Origin of the sequence: Pedobacter paludisoli, from assembly GCF_052344095.1 — a bacterium.
In the GTDB taxonomy this organism is placed as follows: domain Bacteria; phylum Bacteroidota; class Bacteroidia; order Sphingobacteriales; family Sphingobacteriaceae; genus Pedobacter.
Genome location: NZ_CP179926.1, coordinates 2,743,717 through 2,767,066, shown reverse-complemented (window position 1 = coordinate 2,767,066; position 23,350 = coordinate 2,743,717). Strand labels below are relative to the sequence as shown.

16 protein-coding genes are annotated in these 23,350 nt (G+C 38.6%); 10 read left to right on the top strand and 6 right to left on the bottom strand.

Annotated elements, in window-relative coordinates; genetic code table 11:
* Positions 1-11 precede the first annotated feature (11 nt).
* On the top strand, positions 12-863 hold the full coding sequence (locus ACJVDK_RS11290; protein ID WP_443936771.1) for an alpha/beta hydrolase fold domain-containing protein: 852 nt from the start codon (positions 12-14) through the stop codon (positions 861-863).
* A 275-nt stretch (positions 864-1,138) separates the two neighbouring features.
* Here the strand turns inward: ACJVDK_RS11290 and ACJVDK_RS11285 are convergent, their stop codons facing one another.
* Entirely contained in the window at positions 1,139-1,639 is a 501-nt protein-coding gene (locus ACJVDK_RS11285; RefSeq protein WP_443936770.1) for a hypothetical protein, read from the bottom strand.
* 347 nt (positions 1,640-1,986) lie between these two features.
* Between ACJVDK_RS11285 and ACJVDK_RS11280 the strand changes: the two genes are divergently transcribed.
* The 6 genes from ACJVDK_RS11280 to ACJVDK_RS11255 all read left to right on the top strand — a co-directional run bounded on the left by ACJVDK_RS11280 (position 1,987) and on the right by ACJVDK_RS11255 (position 14,293).
* Positions 1,987-5,136, top strand: coding sequence for a SusC/RagA family TonB-linked outer membrane protein (locus ACJVDK_RS11280; RefSeq protein WP_443936769.1), 3,150 nt, complete (start codon positions 1,987-1,989; stop codon positions 5,134-5,136).
* Positions 5,137-5,154: 18 nt separating this feature from the next.
* Positions 5,155-7,026, top strand: a complete 1,872-nt coding sequence (locus tag ACJVDK_RS11275; protein ID WP_443936768.1) for a RagB/SusD family nutrient uptake outer membrane protein — start codon at positions 5,155-5,157, stop codon at positions 7,024-7,026.
* 401 nt (positions 7,027-7,427) lie between these two features.
* Entirely contained in the window at positions 7,428-10,427 is a 3,000-nt protein-coding gene (locus ACJVDK_RS11270) for a SusC/RagA family TonB-linked outer membrane protein (RefSeq protein ID WP_443936767.1), read from the top strand.
* An 11-nt stretch (positions 10,428-10,438) separates the two neighbouring features.
* Positions 10,439-12,100 (top strand): RagB/SusD family nutrient uptake outer membrane protein, encoded by a 1,662-nt coding sequence (locus ACJVDK_RS11265; protein ID WP_443936766.1) that lies wholly within the window; start codon positions 10,439-10,441, stop codon positions 12,098-12,100.
* A 261-nt stretch (positions 12,101-12,361) separates the two neighbouring features.
* Positions 12,362-13,282 (top strand): ribosome small subunit-dependent GTPase A, encoded by a 921-nt coding sequence (gene rsgA, locus ACJVDK_RS11260; RefSeq protein ID WP_443936765.1) that lies wholly within the window; start codon positions 12,362-12,364, stop codon positions 13,280-13,282.
* A gap of 57 nt (positions 13,283-13,339) precedes the next feature.
* Positions 13,340-14,293: a Smr/MutS family protein gene (locus ACJVDK_RS11255; protein ID WP_443936764.1), complete on the top strand. Its 954-nt coding sequence runs from the start codon at positions 13,340-13,342 to the stop codon at positions 14,291-14,293.
* Positions 14,294-14,326: 33 nt separating this feature from the next.
* On the opposite strand, the gene ACJVDK_RS11250 is transcribed toward ACJVDK_RS11255, so the two are convergent.
* From ACJVDK_RS11250 to ACJVDK_RS11230, 5 genes are all read right to left on the bottom strand, one after another.
* Complete coding sequence (locus ACJVDK_RS11250) at positions 14,327-15,040, bottom strand: pirin family protein (protein ID WP_443936763.1); 714 nt, start codon at positions 15,038-15,040, stop codon at positions 14,327-14,329.
* Positions 15,040-15,549: a hypothetical protein gene (locus ACJVDK_RS11245; RefSeq protein WP_443936762.1), complete on the bottom strand. Its 510-nt coding sequence runs from the start codon at positions 15,547-15,549 to the stop codon at positions 15,040-15,042. The genes ACJVDK_RS11250 and ACJVDK_RS11245 overlap by 1 nt, the downstream gene beginning before the upstream one ends.
* Positions 15,550-15,644: 95 nt before the next feature.
* Positions 15,645-16,376, bottom strand: coding sequence for a dioxygenase family protein (locus ACJVDK_RS11240; RefSeq protein WP_443936761.1), 732 nt, complete (start codon positions 16,374-16,376; stop codon positions 15,645-15,647).
* Between the two features lie 362 nt (positions 16,377-16,738).
* Positions 16,739-17,443, bottom strand: a complete 705-nt coding sequence (locus tag ACJVDK_RS11235; RefSeq protein ID WP_443936760.1) for a LytR/AlgR family response regulator transcription factor — start codon at positions 17,441-17,443, stop codon at positions 16,739-16,741.
* A gap of 52 nt (positions 17,444-17,495) precedes the next feature.
* Positions 17,496-18,338, bottom strand: a complete 843-nt coding sequence (locus ACJVDK_RS11230) for a histidine kinase (protein ID WP_443936759.1) — start codon at positions 18,336-18,338, stop codon at positions 17,496-17,498.
* A gap of 529 nt (positions 18,339-18,867) precedes the next feature.
* On the opposite strand from ACJVDK_RS11230, the gene ACJVDK_RS11225 reads away from it, so the two are divergent.
* The 3 genes from ACJVDK_RS11225 (at position 18,868) to ACJVDK_RS11215 (ending at position 23,280) form a co-directional block, all read left to right on the top strand.
* Positions 18,868-19,170, top strand: a complete 303-nt coding sequence (locus ACJVDK_RS11225; protein WP_443936758.1) for a hypothetical protein — start codon at positions 18,868-18,870, stop codon at positions 19,168-19,170.
* A 134-nt stretch (positions 19,171-19,304) separates the two neighbouring features.
* Complete coding sequence (gene secA / locus ACJVDK_RS11220) at positions 19,305-22,607, top strand: preprotein translocase subunit SecA (protein ID WP_443936757.1); 3,303 nt, start codon at positions 19,305-19,307, stop codon at positions 22,605-22,607.
* Positions 22,608-22,896: 289 nt separating this feature from the next.
* Entirely contained in the window at positions 22,897-23,280 is a 384-nt protein-coding gene (locus ACJVDK_RS11215) for a PEGA domain-containing protein (RefSeq protein WP_443936756.1), read from the top strand.
* The last annotated feature ends 70 nt before the right edge of the window (positions 23,281-23,350 follow it).

Sequence of the window (23,350 nt, the reverse complement as noted above, 5' to 3'; positions counted from 1 at the left end):
TAATTTTAAGCATGAAAGTTCCCTATTATATGCTACTGTTGATGAGCTTCTGCAGTACGCTTGCTATCGCTCAAATCCCTGAAAATGTCTTATTCAAAAAAGATATCGTATACACGCGAATCGACAATTGGGAGGGTAAGCTCGACGTTTATTTGCCAAAAGGAAAGACGAATAGCACATTGGTTGTGTACATTCACGGAGGAGGTTGGGTTCAAGGGAGTAAAGATGCCGAGTACGAAAAAATCAAGGTTTTTATAGAAAATGGTTATGCTGTAGCCAACATCGAATACCGATTAGCCAAACAAGCACCTGCACCCGCAGCAATAGAAGATTTTCATTGCGCAATGGCTTATTTATTAAAAAATGCCAAAAATCTTGGCTTTAACAAGAAGAAAGTAATTTTAATGGGAGGTTCAGCAGGAGGTCATTTGGCACTTCTAGAAGGCTTACAAAGTTACAAGCCTGTTTATACGGGCGGCTGTAATACCAAAAACTTTGTTCCTGCGGCTATTATTAGTAAATACGGCCCAACCGATTTATTGACGTGGGAACCTGCGATAAAAGCCGGCGGCGCATCAGCAGCATGGTTAGGCGAACGCGTAAGTGATACTGCTTTTATACAATCATTATCACCAACAGCTTATTTAAATGGACCAAAAATCCCTGTGCTTTTTATACACGGTGATGAAGATAAAACAGTACCAATTAGCCAATCACAAAAACTGTTTGGGCTTTTAAAAGAACGCGGATTTCCAACAGAATTGTACGTAGTAAAAGGAGGGAAGCATGGTAATTTCGGTGCGATTGAAACCCCTAAGATGGATAAAGTAATGTTAGCTTTCTTAGCAAAATATGCGCAATAGTGCTGGGTAGTGCCTGATTTACCTGCCTCCCAATTGGATGCAGGTAAACAGGGCTTAAATCAACATAAACTAACCAAATATGATGATGAAATTAGTAACATAAATAACAGAAGAGAAATAATCTTTATTTAGACTAATTATAAACAAAGTAAAGAAGTAAAATTTAATTATGCAAATTTATTTGCATTTCCTTCTTTCTCGGGAGCAAAATAAAGGTCTTCGTTTTACTTAAAAATTAGCTTAAGGGTAATTTTAGGTTAAGAAATCGAAGGCAATTACTTTATTTTCGCATTTTCTTTTTTAATTTTTAATTCTTCCGCAAAATGTTCAGGTAAGGTTAAAACCTGATTCTTTTCCGTGTAAACGGTTAATGTATCATTTCTGAAGTTGTACACATTTAGGATGTCGTTTTGCGTGTCGATGTACAAATCATACGCATCAACCGGGCATTCGTGTTGTTTACAACCCGATGTATGTAGCATAGTACCTTCCTGTATAATTGGTGTTTCCGTATTCCAGTTTTCCTGTAATTTCGAAAATTCTTTTCCTAATAAGGTTTCTAAACGGGTTTTTAATACGGGATTTTCAAGCAATTTTACTTCTTGCGGATATTTACCCACTAAGGCGTTTAAACTGCTTAGGCTATCGGTTTCGGTTGTCACAACCGTTGTGCTATCGTGTGTGGTTGAGTCTACCTGTTTGCTGGTTTTAGTTCCATTTGTACAGCTTGATAAAAAAGCTATTACACAGCCGTAACAAAGAATTTTCTTTATCATAATTTAATAATTAATAAGTTAAGTTACACTTTAATCATTAAACGAAATAGAAACTCTTTTAGTTTTTTAATTAAAATTTTTCTTTAAAATAGGCGCTAAACCTATTTTACTTTAGGTGATTTGAACGAGAAGATTTTCTGAGCAGATAGTTTATTCAAAATTGTAATATTCGTGTTGCTGACAAGATTGTATAAGGAATGGATAACATTATTCAATTTTTGCGCCTCTAGCAGCCCTAGGTTTGTAGTTCTTGTAGAAAAATAACGAAGGTGCTGAGGGAAGATTTAAAAGTAATTCTCCTCTGGATGCGTTTTTCAATAATTAAGTCTAACCAAATTTATAAACTGATGAGTAAAAATTTAACACAAAGTCGTTTGTTTAAGATGGCATTCGTTTTCTCTGCGTTAGGAGGAATAACTTTTTTGCCATTGCTTTCTGCCGGAAGTGAAAGTAAGGCATCTCCCGGGCCCTATTTAAAAATAAATGACGCACGTGTATTTCCTATAAAAGGAGTAATTGTTGATATGCAAGGAATGCCTTTGCCTGGTGTTAGCATAAAAGTAAAAGGTGGAACCGCTACTGCGATAACAGATGAGAAAGGGAACTTTACCATCAATCTAGAAACAGGAAATGAAACCTTGGAGTTTACTATGGTAGGGTACAGAACCATGGAATACCCTGTGACTGGAAAGAAGGAGATTCGTATTGTTTTAAGTGAAGATATTTCTAATCTGGATGAAGTAGTAGTTGTGGGTTATGGAACGGTAAAAAAGAAAGATTTAACCGGCGCCGTTTCTAGTGTGAAAAGTGAAGACATAACTGTTAGTCCAGTAAGTAATGTAGTAGAGGCGATGCAAGGAAGAGTTGCAGGTTTGGATATTCAAAGAACAAGCGGAAACGCCGGCTCTGCTCCGCAAATTTTATTACGGGGAAATCGTTCCATCGCAGGTTCTGTACCTGGTGCATCTTCTGATCCTTTGTATGTAATAGATGGTATTATTGGTAATATCAATAGTTTAAACCCCAACGATATTGAATCTATAGATGTATTAAAAGATGCAGCTTCTACGGCAATCTATGGTGTTGCCGGTGCAAATGGCGTTATCATTGTAACTACTAAAAAAGCAAAATCGGGCAAAATTCAAATTGATTTAGATAGTTATTACGGGGTAAATGGTTTTGCAAGATACCCAGAACCTTTAATGAACGATGCATGGATAAAATATGTAAATGATCGATATTTTGCTGGAAATGGACGTTTACCAGCCAGTTTAACGGATGCTGGTGTGCCCGCGGCAGGCGTGGAAGCTATTGCAAACGGACAATGGGTTAATTGGGTGGATGAAACCTTGCAAACAGGTTCACAGCAAAATCACTACATTTCTATGCGGGGTGGAAGTGAAAAAACGCAAGGATACATGTCGATAGGTTACATTGGTGAAAAGGGAATTTACAAAGGTGATGATTTAACTTTCTTGAATTTACGCACGGGAGTTGATTTAACTTTCTCCAAAATATTCAAGGCAGGCATTCAAATTACAGCCGGCGTACGAAATAGCAACCAAACAAATAGTAGAATAAATAAAGCATATGGAATTAATCCATTAGGAACAGCTTATACGGCGAGTGGAAGTGTAAATTTATATCCTTTACCAAACGTTTCGGCAGTTAGTCCAATTGCTAATTATGAGCCAGGAGTATTGGAGAATAATACCAAAAGCCTTCTTTTAGCCATGAATCCCTATGTAGAGTTTGCTCCACTTAAAAATTTAACCATTCGGTCTAATTTAGGTGTAACACTTTCTTCTGCCAGAAATGGTTATTTTGCAAATGAGTTGTCATACAATTTAGCATCCGAAGCCCGTAAAACGAAAGAGGCTAGTTATGGCACCAATATCGGTTATGGTTATCTTTGGGAGAATATCATTAATTACAATTTCAACATAAATACCGATCATCAGTTTACCATAACAGGTATCACATCAATGGCTGATAGCAGAAGAGAAACTTCTATCATTTCTGGGCAAGGTTTAGATTTTGATGAATATTTATATTATAATTTAGGAGCATTAACCACCGTTAACGGTAAAGGTACAAGCTATACGCAAAGCAATCGTTTATCTTTTGCAGCACGTGCCAATTACAGTTACAAAGGAAAATATCTGTTACAGGTTTCTAACCGATGGGATGGAGTTTCTCAATTGATTGATAAATGGTCATCTTTCCCTTCGGTTTCGGCGGGATGGCGTATAAGCGAGGAAAGCTTTATGCAATCGACCAAAGATTGGTTAAGTAATTTAAAATTAAGAGTAGGATACGGGGTAGCAGGAAATCCAAATATTCCGGCATATTCAAATAGTACACTCGTTGCCTCAAGAACTTCCGACTATAATCTTTCATTAGGTAGCTCAGCAGCATTGCCCATTTATGTTTTGAATCGTGCATTAGGCAACCCAGATTTAACATGGGAGCGTTCTTATAATTTAAACTTGGGTTTGGATGTAAGTTTGTTTAATGGTCGTGTAGATTTTACAGGTGAGTGGTTTAGTACCATTTCGAAAGGGGTATTATACCCAAGAAACTTACCTCCAACGGCTGGTGGTTACGATGCTAAAACGCAATACATCATCTATTCAAATATTGGAGAAACCAAGAACAAAGGTTTTGAACTAACCATTAATAGCCGAAATATAGAGAACAAAAATTTTAAGTGGAACAGTACCTTCACCTTTACAAGAGCTACCGAAGAATTAACTAAAATAGATTTAGGAAACTCGGTGGCTACAACATCGTTAATTACCAATAACCTTTTTGTTGGAAATGTTTTGCCGCAAAGTATCATTTATGGTTATAAAAAAATTGGGGTGTGGCAGTTAGGCGAAGAGAGCGAGGCAGCAAAATATGGCGCGCGTCCGGGAGATATTAAACTTCAAACGGTACCTAAATTTGATGCCAATGGTGTTTCTGACAATGGCGTTCACCCGTATTCTGCAAGTGACAGAATGGTAGTGGGACATTTAAATCCCGACTTTAATATGGGGCTTCAAAATACCTTTAGCTATAAAGGTCTAGACCTGACCATTTTCATGGTTATGCGCTACGGACAAACTATTAACGCTCAATTGTTAGGTTATTACAATGCTGTTTCTCAACCTGCTTTTTATAACTATTGGACACCAACCAATCCTTCAAATGATTTTCCTCAGCCTTCAACCGGCGGTACCAATAACAATAACGTCAATAATACCTATTCGTCTGCCCTATCAATTGTAGATGGTTCGTATTTCAAAATAAAGAATGTGACTTTAGGTTATTCTCTTCCCAATAAATGGATTAAAAAAGTTGGTTTAAGTCGACTTAGATTATACGGAACAGCTTATAACACGGTAATCCTAACAAAGAGCCCATTGCTTAAAAATGTCGATCCGGAAACGGGAGGAAGTGATAGCTTCCCTCTATACAAACAACTTGTTTTTGGCTTAAATGCTTCTTTTTAATTTTAGAATGGTATAAAAATGAAAAATCTACATAAATTTTCTTTTGGCATGGCGTTGATGATGGTATTATCTGCCAGCTCGTGCAAAAAATATATTGATGAATACAATCCTGGTGCAACAACCCTCGAAACGGCATACACCAACAAGCCCGGATACGAGGGATTAATTAATGCGTGTTACACAGATATGTATTATTATTACGGAAAGGTCGATTTCATTGGTCCTTCAGAAATGGGAACAGATCTATGGGTAAATTATGCAACCAATGATAGTGGTTTTTGTTTGTATGATAATACGTTGAATACACAAACCGGAACCTTAAAAACCATTTGGGGTGGTTGGTACTCAACCATTAATTTGTGCAATACAGCAATCGAATATAGTACACGGGTTCAAGGATATGGTAGTCAGGCCGAGATAGATGCCAAAGTAGCGGAAGCATATTTTATGCGCGCTTGGGCTTATTTTAATGTGGTTGAACAATTTGGTGGAGTTGTTTTACCTACCAAATCTTCAGCCTTGGATGGAACAAACATTAGTCCGCAAAGAAGCAGTGAAAAGGCATTCTACGACCAAATGATTTCCGATTTAAAAACGGCATTAACAAACCTTCCGGTTACGCAATCTGTACGCGGCCGAGCGACCAAAAAAGCTGCTTTAGCAATGCTTGCAAAAGTGTATTTGCAAAGAACACGCCTTGGTGAGAAAGAGCAATATGCCAAACTAGCGCTTGAAACCTCTGAAGAACTTATCAATAATCCGTCAAAATACAATTGTGCGCTGTATACAAGCGATGCCAGTAAATCAGGCTTCGCCAAAGCATTTGATGGAAAGAATAATAAAGCAAATACAGAATTTTTATTTTTTGAAGCAGTGGATGCAGCAGCCGGACTTAATCCTGAAGGATACAATAGAGGCCGTACCCGCCAATACTTTTTGCCTGATTTGGGCGGTAGAGGTGCCGAATGGGGAACCATCGAAACAACTGTATTGTATGGAAGATCGAATGCAAAACAATACAAACCAACAAAATATTTGTTAACCAGTATTTTTGATCCGCGAGAAAATACCCCAGATACGCGATTCGCCAATACCTTTACCTATAAGTTTTATGCGAGCGCAGATAAGGTAATTAATCAAACACTGGTAACCAATTACCAAAAGGACCCGTCAATTTTGGGTAAAACCATTTTAAGTACACGTGCTTTCTACAGCGGAGCAGATTATTTCTTGCCTGCCGGAAATACACTAGAGGAAGAAAAAAATATGGCAAATGATGCTGGTTTGGCTGTGTTTACTCCAAATTGGACCATCGCTGCGGATGTGAAGAAGAAAACCCCTGCTTTGGTTGTAGATCCTTCGGATATTTTTGACCCTGTTACGAATAATTACAAAATCCCAACAGATTACCCGAACGAACCAAGTCTGATTAACATTTTCCCGGCGTTTAAAAAATTCTCTGGAAAATACTATTCTTACACCAATCAGTATTGGATGGGCGATTTCCCAATTATTCGACTGTCGGAAGTTTATTTAATTGCCGCCGAGGCTGCTTTGTTAACCAATGGCGATGCAACAAAGGCCGCACAATATGTAAATGTAATCAGAAAAAGAGCAGCTATAACTTCACGCGAAACAGAGATGTTAGCTACACCAGCAGAAATGACTGTAAGCTACATTTTAAAGGAACGTGGACGTGAATTGGCAGGCGAACATACGCGCTGGTACGATTTAAAACGAACGGGCAATTTATCAAAAGCGTATTTTCAGGCAACAAATCCTATTCTTGCGAATAATTTTGATCCGCAGAAACATACAGTACGCCCCATTCCGCAATACTTTTTAGACGCAATTACAAATGCGCAAGATTTTGGTAACAACGGTTACTAATTCAACAAAAAAGAAGATCTATTCACGAATGCAATGCCCCCAAAAAGTTAAATACTAGTTGGGGGCATTTTTATGTTTGGATATGCTACTTTTCCTGCAATTCATCTTTAAATCTCTTGCTATTTCAAAGGAAGGTACTTTTGGTAAGTAATCCTTCCTTATTCAATCATTTGCTATAATCAGTTTGTATATGTAAAAAGACGGTTGTAGGAATTGTTTGTTGAGTTTTACGAAAAATATTGTAGGAGTTATGCAAACGTTTGCACACAATTCTGTTGTTTTATGCTACGTGTTAATAAAAACTAGCTAACTTAAGGCTAGAATTGTCCCAAAAGGCTCCCTATCTTCTAATAAATAAATAGTGCCTTTTTGTCAATTATTACTAACCAAATTAAAATCTTATGAGACTAACTAGACTATTGCTAAAAAGCTTTATGCTTTCGCAGTTACTGTTGTTTACTGGGCAAATTACGCAGGCGCAGAATCCTACCAACAATCAAGCCCGGCAACTGAAAGTAAACGGTACAGTTGTGGATGAAGCGGGTGCCCCAATTCCAGGAGTAAGTGTAAAAGTGAAAGGAACCAGTACCACAACCGTTACAACCAACAGCGGTGATTTTTCGATTACGGTGCCTAATGCTAACAGCGTTTTGGTATTTATGTTTGTTGGATATACCAATGTTGAGAAAAATGTAAACGGACAAACCTCTTTAAAAATTACGATGAACGCTGAAAGTACCGCCCTTGATCAGGTTGTGGTAATTGGTTATGGAACGGTGAAAAAGAAGGATCTTACCGGAGCGGTTGTTTCGGTTAAGGGCGATGAACTGATAAAAGTTGCATCATCCAACCCGATGGAAGCGTTGCAAGGGAAAGTTTCTGGGGTAGATGTTGTGCGTACCAGTGGGGCTGCTGGGGCAGGAGTAAGTGTTACGGTTCGTGGTAACCGCTCGCTGAACGCCAGCAACGGGCCACTATACGTTGTGGACGGAATCCAATACAATTCGATTGAAGATATCAATCAGAATGATATTGCGACGATGGACTTCTTAAAAGATGGATCCTCAACAGCAATTTATGGCTCACGCGGAGCAAATGGAGTAATTATAATAACCACCAAACGTGGGGCAGAAGGAAAAGCAAAAGTGAGCGCAGGAATGTATTATGGTGTAACCGATATCGCCGGCTATCCAGTGCCCATGTCTGGCCCTGAGTATGCGAATTTAAAACGTGAAGGATATCGTACTACAGGAACCTGGAATTCCACAGCAGACGATGCTAAAGTTTTTACCAATCCTGCCGATTTAGCGGCCGTTCAAAATGGTACCTCGTACTATTGGCCAGGATATATTTTACATAAAGGATCGCAGCAAGATTACAATGTAAGTATTGCCGGCGGTGGCGAGAAAACGAAAGTATATTTCTCTTTCGATTATTTTAAAGAAAAAGGATTATATGTGAATGATTATTCAAATCGCTATAGTTTCCGCTTAAACATTGACCAAACATTGTTCACGAATTTTAAAGTAGGCGTACAGAGTCAGTTGGCCCAATATGATCAAAATTTGAGGAATGATAGCCCTCTTTCGGTTGCTAATAAAGTTATTCCTTATTTTAATCCATACAATGCGGATGGTTCGTTGGCAAGATTCCCCGGAAATGGCAATCAATCAAATCCATTATATGATGACGAAGAAGGACAATACATCAACAATAACAATAAAACAAATTTACTTTCTACTGCTTATTTAGAATGGAAGCCAGTAGCAGGATTAACCATTCGCTCAAATTTGGGTATCACTTTATCCAGCAATAGAAATGGCCATTTTGAAGGCGCAAATACAATCAATAGAGCATTATCATCGGGTTCTTTATCTTCTATTGCGAATACCCGCGACAATAATTTACTGTGGGATAATATTATTACCTATGAGAAAAAAGTGAACGATCATAGTTTCGGTGTTACGGCCATAACAAGTTATCAATCTTTCATAAATGACCAATCATTGGCACAAGGTACCGGGCAGCTGGTAGCAGAACAATCGTTTAATGCATTGCAAAACAACCCTGCAAACCTTAAAATTTCAAGTAGTTATGTAAAACAAAATCTCCAATCTGCGGCATTGCGTTTAAATTATGGATTTAAGGAGCGTTACTTGTTAACCTTAACGGGCAGAACGGACGGCTCATCAGTATTAAGCGAAGGAAACAAATGGGCATTTTTCCCATCAGTTGGAGCGGCGTGGCGTGTGATTGAAGAATCCTTCATGAAAAATCAAAATACATTCTCTGATTTAAAAGCTCGTTTTAGTTACGGTGTAGCAGGAAATGCTGCAGTTAGACCCTATTACACACAAAGCGGATTGGTGTTAGTGCCTTTTGCATGGAATGAAACAACTGCCTTGGCATACGAACTAGATCCTACCATTGGAAATCCGGATTTGAAATGGGAATTGACAGGAAGTTTGAATGCGGGCCTCGATTTTGGGTTATTTAAAAACAGAATTACAGGTAGTTTCGAATATTACGATTCAAAAACGAAAGATTTACTCATGTTGATGCAATTGCCACCAACTTCGGGTGGTAGAAGCACATTGGCAAACGTTGGTAAAACACGAAATACCGGCTTTGAATTAAGCATCAGAACGCTAAATATTCAGAGTAAAGATTTTACCTGGTCTTCAAATATTACCTACATGCATAACAAAGAACGCATTACGTATTTGCCAAATGGTACAAATGATATCGCAAATGGTTGGTTTATCGGATCGCCGGTAAATTCATTTTATGATTATCGAAAAGTGGGTATTTGGCAAACAGCCGACGCAACCCAAGCAACCAGTTATGGTTACAAGCCTGGTGACATACGCGTAGAAGACGTTGATGGAGATGGTAAGATTACCGCGTTAAATGATCGAACAATTTTAGGTTCTACAGTTCCGAATTACAGTATTGGTTTTAACAACGATTTCGCCTTTAAAGGATTCGATTTAAATATTCAACTATTTGCAAGGGTTGGACAAATGTTTGTCTCGCAATATGCACTTAAATATGAGCCGAATGCAATTGAAAATGGAGCAAAAGTAGATTACTGGACACCCGAAAATCCAACAAATGAATACCCTCGTCCGAGTCAAAATATTTCCAGAGCGGCTTTACCATTCGCCACTACTTTGGGATACAAAGATGGTTCGTTTCTGAAAATAAGAACAGCAACTTTAGGTTATACCTTCTCAAATAAAATTGCCAAGGCACTTCATGTTTCAAATATTAGAATATACGCCAGTGGGAAAAACTTCTTAACCTTCTCTAAAGTTGATGATTATGATCCAGAGGGCGGTGGTTCATTTGACAGACCACTAACCAAGCTTTTCTTAGCAGGCCTAAATGTTTCATTGTAATAATTAAGATCATGAAAAAATTAATATATACAAGTATTTTGCTAATCCTAGCGTCAAGCGCTATGTTTAGTTCATGCACCAAAAACTTAGAAGAATATAATCCAAGTGGATTAACTGCAAACACCGTTTACACAAAAGCAGTTGGTTTTGAAACCTTAGTAAACGGAGCCTATTCATTTACACGCTTTTGGTATGGAAAAGAAGAAGGTTACTTATTGTCAGAAATGGGAACTGATATTTGGACAAGTGGTACAGGAGATCCGTATCCAATGTTTACACAATATTTTAATTTACAAGGCACAGCAGATCCGCTTCCTATACTTTGGAATAATCTGTATGCGGCAGTAAACTTATGTAATACCGGAATTACCAACATAGCTAATGTAACGGATTACTCAGCTGCGCAAAAACAACAGCGCGAAGCAGAACTACGTTATTTAAGAGCTTTTTACTACTGGCACATTGTAGAAAACTGGGGCGATGTGCATTTTACAACCATACCGTCTGCAGGAGCAGTTACCGAGGCCAATAGAACGTCGATTGAAACGTTTTACAACCTAATATTTGAAGATTTAAAATTTGCAGTAGCCAATTTACAGCCAACAGCCACTGAATACGGAAGAGCAACTGTTCCCGTAGCAAAAGCTTTTTTAGCAAGAATGTATTTAACACGCGGAATGAATGCCGAAGCTTTTACCTTGGCTGATGATGTAATCAAAAATTATGGCTATTCTTTGGTTCCACGCTATGCCGATTTATGGAATATGGGCAATCTTAAAAACAAAGAAGTAATTTGGGCAGTTGATTATTCAACCAATTTGGCTAATAACGATTTGACCACTTCTACCTATCCATATGGCCATAGCCGTGGCTCAAACAATGGTCACTTGATGTATTTAATGGTTTATGATCAGGTAAATACAGCTTTGTTGGCACGTGATATTCCAAACGGACGCCCTTTTAATCGCTATATGCCTACTTTGGCCTACCTAAACCTATTTGATCAAACAAACGATTCGCGTTATTTGGGTTCTTTCCAGGCCGTTTGGTATGCGAATAAAGCAGGTACTTACAACGGAAATGCGATTAAAGTTGGCGATACAATTTGCAGTACGCCAAATGCAGTTGTTCCTGTGGCTAATCAAAGTGCAAAATACGTTACGTATGATTTGGCTAAAGTATACAATATGACTACTAAAGTTCCTATTCAACGCAGATTTTATCCTTCACTATCAAAGTTTAAAGATTCTACTCGTACAAGCATTGCAGAGGCACAAAGTGCACGCGATGTATTTGTAATCCGTTTAGCGGAGATGTATTTAATTGCTGCAGAAGCGAAATTAAACCAAAACGATGCAACTACAGCCGCAACGTATATCAATGTATTGCGTACACGTGCAGCTAAACCTGGCCGTACTGCGCAAATGCAAATTACACCCGCACAAGTAACCATCGATTTCATTTTGGACGAACGTGCACGTGAACTAGGTGGTGAGCAATTAAGATGGTTTGATTTAAAACGTACCGGTAAATTAGCCAGTAGAATTCAAGCGATGAATCCGGATGCAGCTTTGAATTTTAAATCATATAACACGGTAAAACCTATTCCGCAGGCACAGGTGGATGCCGTAACCAATAAAGATGTGTTTAAACAAAATACAGGTTATAATTAAAAAAATAAACGTTCTTGGTTTTAGTTAGAGGGGGGCGCTGTAAATGCGCTCCCTTTTTTCGTTTTGCTGGTATCATAAATTTTGATACCTGCTGCATTGGGAAACAATTAAGCTGATTGAATTATTTTTGTTTTATATTGTTGGTAATGAGTGTTTTGTTTATTTGTCTGGCTGCCATTTTGCTTTCAACTCATTCATCTCAATACTTAAAATGGACAACGTAAAACTTTCAACCTCCTTTTTCATACCTTTGTTAAAAATATGCAGGGATTAGTTATTAAATCAACCGGAAGCTGGTACAATGTTTTAGCTGATAATGGCAAGCGATATGATTGCCGTATTGTAGGAAAATTTAGGATAAAAGGGATAAAAACTACCAATCCAATTGCAGTGGGCGACCGCGTAAAGTTTATTTTTGAGCGTGATAGCGAAACGGGCTTAATTAACGAATTATTGCCACGGAAAAATTATATTATTCGAAAATCAATCAATTTAAGTAAGCAAGCACAAATTTTGGCGGCTAATTTAGATTTGGCAATTTTGGTGGTAACATTGGCCTCTCCCCGTACAAGTTTAGGCTTTATAGATCGCTTTTTGGTAACGGCCGAAGCCTATGATGTTCCGGCTGTCCTTGTATTCAATAAACTCGATTTATTTAGCAAAGAAGGCTTAGAAATTTTACAAGAATTTAAAGCCATTTACGAAAGTATTAACTATCCATGTTATGAGGTATCAGCCTTGAAAGGGACAAACATTCCGCTTATTCAGGACCTGATAACAAATAAAATAACGCTCATATCTGGGCATTCTGGCGTTGGAAAATCAAGCTTAATTAATGCGCTTTTACCGGGGCGTGACTTGCGGACCGGCGAAGTTTCGGATTGGAGTGATAAAGGCCAACATACGACCACCTTTGCCGAAATGTTCGAATTGCCACAAGGTGGATTTATTGTCGATAGTCCGGGGATTCGCGAATTAGGGGTAATCGATATTGAAAAAGAAGAATTGGGGCATTTTTTCAGAGAGATTTTCGAAACTTCTCATCAGTGCCGATTCAACAATTGTCGCCATGTAAATGAACCAGGTTGTGCGGTGATAGAAGCTGTTGAAAAAGGAGAAATAGCTCCCTCGCGTTACGATAGTTATTTGAGCATTTATCACGGGAACGATACCCGAAATTAATATTCCTGATTAAATAGCAGTGATTTTCATCGCCCAAGGGCAAAAAAATAAAATACAATGAAATTTAAATTAGGCGATTTTGTTCGTTTTGTAGACGAAAAACGTGAAGGATATGTTACTAAAATCATCGATGGTGAAACCCTAGGCGTAACCGACGAAGATGGATTTGAAATTCCGGTGGTTGCAAGCAATTTAACCTATGTGCACGGCCACAACACTACCAAGGTAGAAAAAGACGAGCCGCAACCAATTGTTGTCAATGTACCTTTGGTTCAGAAAATTGAGAATGGAATTTATGTAGCCGTTGCAAGCGATAAAAATGCAGGGAATGTGGTTCATTTTTATTTGCAAAATCAAAGTCCAAATGTGTTGCTAGTCAGCTTAACAAGCGATAGGAAAGAAAAGTATGCCGGTCTTTATTACGGTACCTTAGCGCCCTATACTTCGGTTGCGATTCACTCCGCAAATTTATCGGATTTAGACATTTGGCCCGATTTCATCTTTCAATTTTTATTGTTCAGCAAAGCCGATGTGAAACCAACCGAACCACTGGTTTGTAAAAAAAGATTTCGTGCAAAAGACTTTAGCGTAGAGCAAAAGGAATTGCCGAATTTGAAGCAAAAAGGTTGGTTAATTCGTTTGGATGAGTTGGCTCCGGTAATTGATCCACAAAAATTAAAGGAGAGTTTCTTCAAAAGTGCAGAAGAGAAAAAAGTGGTGAATGCGCCTGAAAAAGAAGTGGATTTACATATCGAAAAATTGCGCGATGACCATCATTTTTTAGAAGCGGATGAAATGCTTCACATTCAGTTAACGCATTTTCAAAACGCTTTAGATGCGGCAGTTGTGCATAAGTTTGATAAAATTGTTTTCATCCACGGAACGGGTAACGGTGTTTTACGCAACAAAATTCATAAACTTATTAGCCAAAATCCACACGTAAAAACCTACATGGATGCCCGTAAAGAAAAATTCGGTTATGGAGCAACCGAAATTGTTTTTAAAGTATAAATTTTATATGGATGCGCGCTACACGCGCGCACATTAAAACCCAATGGGGTCTACGTCTGGCAACAGCTCGACCAATAAAATGATTGCATGGTTGCTTAAAGTTTCTAGTTCGACTTTAGCGGTATCCCACAAAGCCAAGCCATCTCGCGGATGCAACAAACAACCGGCTACTTCAAAAGCACCGTCTATCACAAAACAAAAACAACGACCCGTTTGGGCGCTCAAGGAATAGTCAATATCGGTTCGTCCATCAAAAATTCCAGCGCTTACTTTAAATGGAAAACGAGCATCGTTGATGACCTCCAGTAATTGGTTGTTATTGGTTTTAAAATCGAAATTAAAGCGTAATTTATCGCGTTTGTACAAAAAGAAATCCGTTTTAAACGCAAGATGTAGGTAATTTACGGTGTCCTTGGGGTACGGATTGCTGATTTCCAAAACTTCGCCTTTTTCGAGGAAAAGCACTTGCATGTTTTCGGTTTCAACGGCATATTCTTTCGTGCCATGAAGAATATCCAATCCTCCGGTTATGGGTACAAATACATGAAATGAATTTTCTTTCGATAAGAAAAAAGTGAGCTTACCACCGGCAATAAATTCGTCGTTGCACATACATAAACCCTCAAATGGCTGTTTATGTTCATGGTTGTAGCGCTCGAAATTAAAGGTGCTAAAACGCTTGAAATCGGTCGATTCGGCAATTCCTCGCTCACTCGACAGGTAAATTTTTGCGGATATTTCTTTCATCATTGCGCAACAAATGTAAGAGAATGGATGCTGACAAAAGGCGGAATTTTAAATAAATTGGTGAAATGTTCCGATTCATGAGCAAGTTTTTGATGCGAAATCAATAAAAAATCGTCAATGGTATCGTGCCAAAGAACAGGGGTTGAAAAGAAATTAACGGCAACTTGATGTTTCGCGATTTGAGTAAGGTCTGAATTAATTATTTCGAACTTGCTGTGCTCGAATCGTAAAAAGCGCCTGCCTAAATTATCCACAACATCCGGTATAATTCCATGTAATTGTTGTATATAGCCCATTAATGAAGCACCAACCAAAAAATGTAATTTGTCTGCCTGCGGATTTTGATGCCGTAATTCCGCGAAGGTATTCCATTTATTTTCTGTATTGTAAAGCTGCGCCTGCATCTTAAGTTCAGCAAAACTATCTTCAAAAAAGACTTTTTCCCAACCATCGGGACTATTGCTGTCGAATATCTTGCGATAGCAAAGGGTAATGATTTTTTGATTCATTTTTTTTAAAAAAAAGGCGTTAAACAAATGTTTAACACCTACCTAAAGATAAATATGAAAGGGAAAATTAGAAGGCGTATAACGTTAAAATTGGTTTAGGCTCTAACATTAAGCTTAAAGGTTAAGTCAAAACCGGCGGCTAATGTTCCGGTAACTTTGGCTATTTCAGTTCCGGAGGTATCATCGCTAAATACATTATCTGCATTGTTATAAGTATATCCATTCATTCCTTTCGAATAGCCGTTAACTAAGGCAACTGCCGATCCACTGCCTTCTGGAAAAGCAATTTGCGTAATGCATAAAGATGTACCCGAGGCATTATATACATGAACATGGATGTGCGTAGCTCTACCGCTGTACCAACCCGGAAAAATGGTGGTAAAGGTTACTAAGCCGTTTGCGTCGGTAGTTTGACGGCCACGTAAAAAATGTAAGGATTGATAATTGCTACTCTGCATGCCTGTGCCGCCATATTCAGAGTAATTTCCTTCAGCATCGCAATGCCAAATATCAACAATGGCATTGGCCAAACCCGCGCAATTGTTATTCAAGTTGCCGATGGTAATTTTAGCTGTGAGCTTGTAGCCAGTTCGCCCGTCGGTAATATCGCTGCGTACATAGGATGAAGGTACTTTTGTTGGGAATGGGCCCTCTGTTTCGGTAGGGGCTATAACGCAATTTCCGTTACTACCCGTTGTGCTGCTTGCCGTGCCTGAACCACCGCTTGCCGAATCTGTAATCGTGTTTTTTTTGCTACAAGCATCAATAATTACCGGCGTTGAAACCGCTCCAATCATTAAACTTCTAATGAAATTCTTTCTTTCCATGATTTTATGTTTTGCGTTCGTTAAACGAATATTCAAACAATAGGAGAATGTAACCAGAATGTGTCGATTAACCGAGCAATTGTGTCGGTAAGAAAATGAAAGCATAAAAAAATGTTAAAAGATGTGAAAAACAGGGCGCTTTAGAATATGAAGCACCTACGATGCTAAAAAAACGGAATAGTTATTCTTTCAACCGCAGAGAGCACAAAGGAAGCGCAGAGCTTTTGGAGCAGGGCCGTTTACCTCACACCCCCCAACCCAACACCTTCAACCCTATACCCGACAACCCTACAACCCTTCAACCCTACACCTTCAACCCTACAACCCTTCACCCTATACCCTTCAACCCTTCCCCCCTCTATTTAAACATTATTTTTCCAGGTATCAATAAATGTGGCATAGGTATCGCTTATAGGTAAGGTAATGCCATTTGTTAACGTAGCTTTGCGATTTAAAATCGATTTTACTTTTTTTATAGGGACAACATAGCTGCGGTGGATGCGTTTAAACGTTTCGCTAGGAAGTTTTTCGAGTATTTTTTTAAGCGAAATAAGTGTTAAAATCATGCTGTCGTTGCTCAGATGAATTTTAACATAATCTTCTAAACTTTCGATGTAAAGAATGTCGTTGAGCGGAATTTTTACAAGTTTGTATTCTGTGTACACAAAAATGCTTTCATCGGATGCATGGAGATGTTTTTTTTCTTGGAATTCATGGTATTCGATGGCTTTGTTTACAGCTTTTTTAAAGCGTGTATATTCAATCGGTTTTAATAAATAGTCGGTGGCATTTAGTTCAAAACCCTGAAAGGCAAAATTCTTATATGCGGTTGTAAAAATCACCATGGGTTTTTCAGTTAAAGACGCAAATAAATCAATTCCAGAAATATCGGGCATGTTGATGTCTAAAAACAATAAATCTACTTTTGCATGTTTTAAAAATTCCGCTGCAGCAAGTGCATCTTCAAAAACATGCAACAATTCTAATGCTTCGGTAGCATCAATGTAACTTTTAATGAGTGCCAGCGCTAAGGGTTCATCATCTACTGCTATACATTTTAAAGGCATGTTTTTCGTTTTATACGGAAGTAAATTAGTAAAATTTGAGCTATTTTTCGGGTTAACAGTGAATGCTGAGGTTTACGGTAAAAAAGCCATCAGAATTGTTAATGCTGAGCATATGCCGATCAGGATAAATGTATTTTAATCGTTGTTTTGTGTTTTCTAGACCGATACCCGTACGTTCCGTATTTTTCTTTTCTGGGAATATGGTGTTTTGACAGTAGAGATTAATGAAGCGCTCTTGTGTGTTTAATTTGATGATTAAGGTGCTTTTCTGATGGTTGCTAATACCATATTTGAATATGTTTTCGACAAAAGCCATCAAAATTAAGGGGGCTATTTTTTTGTTTTCGAAAGAGCCCTTTAATTCGTAAACCAGCATCGTTTTTTGGGTTAAGCGTAATTGCTGGAGCGCAATAAAGTTGCTAATACAATCAATCTCATTTTTTAAGTCGACAAAATCGTGCCCAGCTTCATCGGTAATGTAGCGCATTATTTTAGATAATTTCATGATGGATGGAGCGGTATTATCGTCTTTAATAATGGCAAGCGTATAGATGTTGTTGAGTGTATTGAACAAAAAATGAGGGTTTACTTGCGCCTTTAAAAAGGAGAGCTCTGCTTGTGCTTTTTCCGTTTCGGCTAAGATGGCACGTTGTGTGGTCATACGTAAAAGCCAGTTGGTTTCTTGCGTAAATCCCAACGTGATGACAATAAAAAATAGAAATAGGCTAATTACATCAACGCGTGGCCTTCCCGGTTGGTTTTTCATCGGAGCAAATGCAGGCGGTTCTTTAAAGTTTCTGTCTGCTGCATTTGGCTTGCTCCAATCAGCGGGATTCATGGGCCGTGGTGGTGTGTTTTTAAAACCAAAGTTTGGCGGAGGCTGTGGTGCTTGCATGTGCGGGCCTGGCCGTTTATTTTGGAATACAAGCGAATCGAATGGTTTGGTTAACACAAGGAGCAAACCGAGAACGATCAGACTTAGACTGTATAAAAAGAGTTTTTTAGTGAGGTATAGATACTTGAAAAGGAATTTTGTGTGCAGGAGGTAAACCACAATAAATATCAGGCAAAAAATACAATAGTTAAAAATGACTGCCCCATCTTTAAAAGTATGGAAATTTTGGTCGGATAATAATAGGGGAGGCAGTCCGAAGAGTAAAACCCCAAAAAGCAATTTAATCAGTACATTAACCCCGGTTTTCTTTAACATAGGCAGCAAAACAATAAAAATAACGAAATTAACACGATAAAGTGTCGATTAATACTTGCTTTGTATAGATGATTTGCATATCCTTGCAGCCGAAAGAGAAAAAGAATGATTTATGAACAAGTTAGGCTCGATTCTTGTGTAAAATGAGAGAAGTTTTTTTGTTCAACATCCGATTTCAATTATTAAAAGAATAAAATTAGCTTTGCCGCTATAGATGAAACACCTGGTTACCATATCGCTCGTATTTTTTAGCTTAACGCATTTGGCCAAAGCCGAACGCCTTGAGAGCTTAAGGATATTGAATGAACAATATTGTAATGAGCATAAAATTAACCTTGGTGTATCGGAAAGCGTATCTTCTCAACAAGCAGAAGAACATCACCCCTATCTTTTATCGTACACAAAGCTTGCTTTAATTGGAACACAACCCAATTTTCAAGCACCAAAATATGTAAATCATAACCAGGTTATCGCCGATTTAACCATCCGCAAAAAACCAAAAAATAACAGTCCCTAGCGGCTAAATACCCCTCGTTTTTTTACAGAGATTACCCTCAAATATGACGTACAACTGTCAACCTGACCACTTTGTGGCCATGGCGTAGTTGTTGTACAAACCAATTTTTAATAGAAAATACAATTTAAAATAGAATGTTAGGATTTTTAGCGAAGATTTTCGGAAGTAAATCGGAAAGAGATATTAAAGCAATACAGCCCTTGGTTGTAAAAGTAAATGAAGAATATGCAAAGCTTTCTTCAATTAGTAACGATGAGTTACGTCAAAAGACAATTTCTTTTAAAGAAAAAATTGCCACTTTTTTAGCAGAAATTGATGCCAAAATTGCTGGCTTAAAAGCAGAAGCTGAAAACGAATCGTTAGGCTTGCACGAAAAAACAGCTTTATACGATCAAGTAGATGCTTTAGGGAAAGAACGTGACGCAGAATTAGAAAAAGTACTTATAGAAATTTTACCAGAAGCTTTTGCTGTAGTTAAAGAAACATCGCGCCGTTTAAGCGAAAACGATTATTTAGAAGTAACAGCTAGTCCGTACGATAGAGAATATGCAGCGCGTAAAAGCAATGTGAAAATTGTAGGCGATAAAGCGCAATGGGCGAACAAATGGGATGCTGCTGGTACCGAAGTAAACTGGAACATGGTTCATTACGATGTACAGTTAATAGGAGGTACGGTATTACACAACGGTAAAATTGCCGAAATGGCAACGGGTGAAGGTAAAACCTTGGTAAGTACGCTGCCGGCATACTTAAATGCATTGGCGGGACAAGGTGTACACATTGTAACGGTGAACGATTACCTTGCACGACGTGATAGTGAATGGAACGGTCCTTTGTTTGAATTTCATGGTTTGCGTGTTGATTGTATTGATAAGCATGAGCCAAATTCGGAAGGCAGAAGAAATGCTTACGCTGCCGATATTACCTACGGTACTAATAATGAATTTGGTTTCGATTACTTGCGTGACAATATGTCGCAAACGCCGGATCAATTGGTGCAACGTAAATTGCATTTTGCCATGGTAGATGAGGTCGATTCGGTATTAATCGACGATGCCCGTACACCGTTGATTATTTCTGGCCCTATTCCACACGGTGATCAACATGAGTTTTATGAGTTAAAACCGCGTATCGAGCGTTTGGTAAATGCGCAAAAAGCATATGTATCGCAAGCGTTAAACGAAGCAAAAAAATTAATCAATGCTGGTAACACCGGAACCGAAGAAGGCGAAGGTGGTTTAGCCCTGTTGCGTGCATTCCGCGGTTTACCAAAAAACAAAGCGTTAATTAAGTTTTTGAGTGAGGGTGGAAACCGTCAGTTGTTGTTAAAGACGGAAAACTACTACATGGCAGATCAATCGAAGAATATGCCTAAAGTAGATGCGCAATTGTATTTTTACATCGATGAGAAAAACAATCAGGTTGAGTTAACCGAAAAAGGTATCGAATTGATTACCCAATCAGGTGAAGACCAAAACTTCTTTATCCTACCAGATGTAGGTACTGAAATTGCCGAATTGGAAAAATCGACTTTACCAATGGATGAAAAAGTGGCTACAAAGGATGCTTTAATGCGCGATTATTCGGTAAAAGCAGAGCGTATCCACTCGGTAAATCAATTGTTAAAAGCCTATACTTTATTCGAAATCGATGTGGAGTACATCATCGATGAAGGAAAAATTAAAATTGTTGATGAGCAAACCGGTCGTATTATGGATGGCCGCCGTTACTCAGATGGTTTGCACCAAGCAATTGAGGCAAAAGAGAATGTAAAGGTAGAAGATGCCACACAAACCTATGCAACAGTAACTTTGCAAAATTATTTCCGTATGTACCACAAACTTTGCGGTATGACGGGTACTGCAACAACCGAAGCCGGTGAGTTCTGGGATATCTATAAATTAGACGTGGTTGAAATCCCAACGAATCGCGTTATATCAAGAATTGACGAACAAGATTACGTGTACCGTACCGTTCGTGAGAAATACAATGCCGTTGCGGATGAAATTGTAAAATTGACCCAGGCTGGACGTCCGGTATTGGTGGGTACAACCTCGGTTGAAATTTCAGAGTTGTTAAGCCGCATGCTTAAACTACGTGGAATTAAACACAACGTATTGAACGCGAAGATGCACCAAAAAGAGGCAGACATCGTTGCAGAAGCTGGGCAACCAGGCCAGGTAACTATTGCAACCAACATGGCTGGTCGTGGTACCGATATTAAATTAGGCCCAGGTGTTAAAGAAGCCGGAGGTTTGGCCATTGTTGGTACCGAGCGTCATGAATCGCGTCGTGTAGATAGACAGTTGCGCGGTCGTGCAGGTCGTCAGGGCGATCCAGGGTCTTCGCAATTCTTTGTATCTCTTGAGGATAACTTAATGCGTTTATTTGGTTCAGAGCGTATTTCGAGCATCATGGTACGTATGGGTATTGAAGATGGAGAAGTAATCCAACACTCAATGATTACAAAGTCTATTGAACGTGCTCAGAAAAAAGTAGAAGAAAATAACTTTGGTGTTCGTAAACGTTTGTTAGAGTACGATGACGTGATGAACTCGCAACGTACGGTGATTTATGCAAAACGTAAAAACGCTTTATTTGGTGAGCGTTTAGATGTGGACATGAACAACATGGTGTTTGATGTAGCGGAAGACATTGTAAGCGAATATAAACAAGAAGTAAATTACGAAGGATTTAAATTAGAGGTGATTAAAAACTTCTCTCTTGATACCGCTATTACCGAGAAAGATTTTTCAGCAGGCAATATTAGCGCGTTAACGGAGCGTTTGTATGATGAAGCTGCCACGTTTTACAGTAGAAAATCGGATGCAATTATTCAGCAAGCTATGCCAGTACTTGCGCAAGTATATGCGGAGCGCGGAGCGATGATCGAACAAATTGTGGTGCCATTTACCGACGGTATTCGCGGTATTCAGGTAGCCGTTGATTTGAAAAAGGCCATTGAGAATAACGGAAAAGAAGTGATTCGTTCATTCGAAAAAACCATTGTTTTAGCCTTAATTGACGATAGCTGGAAAGAGCATTTACGTGAAATGGACGAGTTGAAACAATCGGTTCAAAATGCAGTTTACGAACAAAAAGATCCATTGGTAATTTATAAAATGGAAGCCTTCAATTTATTTAAAAGCATGTTAAATGTGGTAAATAAAGAGGTGGTTAGTTTCTTATACAAAGGCGGTATTCCGGTGCAACAAGATCCTGATCAAGTACGCGAGGCTCCGGCTCCGGTACAACAACCTAAATTGCAAACCACGAAACAAGAGTTTGGTAGAGAAGAACCTGGAATGGAATTTGGCGACACGCGTGAGCCAATGCCGCAACAACCGGTTATTGCTGAGCCAAAAATTGGTCGCAACGATCCTTGTCCTTGTGGAAGCGGTAAAAAATACAAAGCCTGCCACGGTGCAAACTTGTAAATAAAAACTATTTTAAAATAGCTGAATCCCTTTCGAGTAAAATCGGAAGGGATTTTTTTGTTGGGATAACCACTGAAAAAGTTATAGGCTTTGGGTTTTGCCACAGAAACACAGATTTGCATAGAAAAAGTCTTTTCCGTGCTTCCGTGGCATTAACTTGAAATTCATGGTGTCAGGTGATAACACCTGATACGACTAAATACCTGATATGGCTGAAAAAAAAGTAAATTAATTTTTGTGTTATTTAATTCTTAATACTACTTTGTGGCTACACACAAATACATGAATTATGAAAAAAGTTTTTTTGGCTGTTGCCTTCTCGGCGACGGTGCTGCTGTCGAGCTGCGCAACGGTTTTTACAGGTACTACACAAACCGTTCAAGTAAATTCAAATCCTCCAAAGGCGGATATTGAAGTAGATGGCGTTAAAGTAGGCGTTACACCCATGGCGGTTCCGTTAAAAAAAGGATTTAATGGGCAAACCGTGAGCCTTAAATTGGAAGGTTACGAAACCAAAACGTTTACCCCTAAAGTTACCTTTAATGCGGTTAGCGTCGTGAATCTTTTAATTCCGGTTGGTTTTATCGTTGATGCCGCTACTGGCTCAATGATGAAGTACAATCCCGTGGTGATTGAACATCAGTTAGAACCACAGAAAGCACCGGTTAAATAACCATAAAAAAGGCCGATTTTTTACAGAATCGGTCTTTTTTGTTTCAACTTAAAAATAGACAATGTAATGC

What these genes read in the sequence shown, in the direction of transcription:
- ACJVDK_RS11290 (WP_443936771.1), top strand. Translation starts at nt 12, where the DNA reads ATGAAAGTTCCCTATTATATGCTACTGTTGATGAGCTTCTGCAGTACG.
- ACJVDK_RS11285 (WP_443936770.1), bottom strand. Translation starts at nt 1,639, where the DNA reads ATGATAAAGAAAATTCTTTGTTACGGCTGTGTAATAGCTTTTTTATCA.
- ACJVDK_RS11280 (WP_443936769.1), top strand. Translation starts at nt 1,987, where the DNA reads ATGAGTAAAAATTTAACACAAAGTCGTTTGTTTAAGATGGCATTCGTT.
- ACJVDK_RS11275 (WP_443936768.1), top strand. Translation starts at nt 5,155, where the DNA reads ATGAAAAATCTACATAAATTTTCTTTTGGCATGGCGTTGATGATGGTA.
- ACJVDK_RS11270 (WP_443936767.1), top strand. Translation starts at nt 7,428, where the DNA reads ATGAGACTAACTAGACTATTGCTAAAAAGCTTTATGCTTTCGCAGTTA.
- ACJVDK_RS11265 (WP_443936766.1), top strand. Translation starts at nt 10,439, where the DNA reads ATGAAAAAATTAATATATACAAGTATTTTGCTAATCCTAGCGTCAAGC.
- rsgA (WP_443936765.1), top strand. Translation starts at nt 12,362, where the DNA reads ATGCAGGGATTAGTTATTAAATCAACCGGAAGCTGGTACAATGTTTTA.
- ACJVDK_RS11255 (WP_443936764.1), top strand. Translation starts at nt 13,340, where the DNA reads ATGAAATTTAAATTAGGCGATTTTGTTCGTTTTGTAGACGAAAAACGT.
- ACJVDK_RS11250 (WP_443936763.1), bottom strand. Translation starts at nt 15,040, where the DNA reads ATGAAAGAAATATCCGCAAAAATTTACCTGTCGAGTGAGCGAGGAATT.
- ACJVDK_RS11245 (WP_443936762.1), bottom strand. Translation starts at nt 15,549, where the DNA reads ATGAATCAAAAAATCATTACCCTTTGCTATCGCAAGATATTCGACAGC.
- ACJVDK_RS11240 (WP_443936761.1), bottom strand. Translation starts at nt 16,376, where the DNA reads ATGGAAAGAAAGAATTTCATTAGAAGTTTAATGATTGGAGCGGTTTCA.
- ACJVDK_RS11235 (WP_443936760.1), bottom strand. Translation starts at nt 17,443, where the DNA reads ATGCCTTTAAAATGTATAGCAGTAGATGATGAACCCTTAGCGCTGGCA.
- ACJVDK_RS11230 (WP_443936759.1), bottom strand. Translation starts at nt 18,338, where the DNA reads ATGCAAGCACCACAGCCTCCGCCAAACTTTGGTTTTAAAAACACACCA.
- ACJVDK_RS11225 (WP_443936758.1), top strand. Translation starts at nt 18,868, where the DNA reads ATGAAACACCTGGTTACCATATCGCTCGTATTTTTTAGCTTAACGCAT.
- secA (WP_443936757.1), top strand. Translation starts at nt 19,305, where the DNA reads ATGTTAGGATTTTTAGCGAAGATTTTCGGAAGTAAATCGGAAAGAGAT.
- ACJVDK_RS11215 (WP_443936756.1), top strand. Translation starts at nt 22,897, where the DNA reads ATGAAAAAAGTTTTTTTGGCTGTTGCCTTCTCGGCGACGGTGCTGCTG.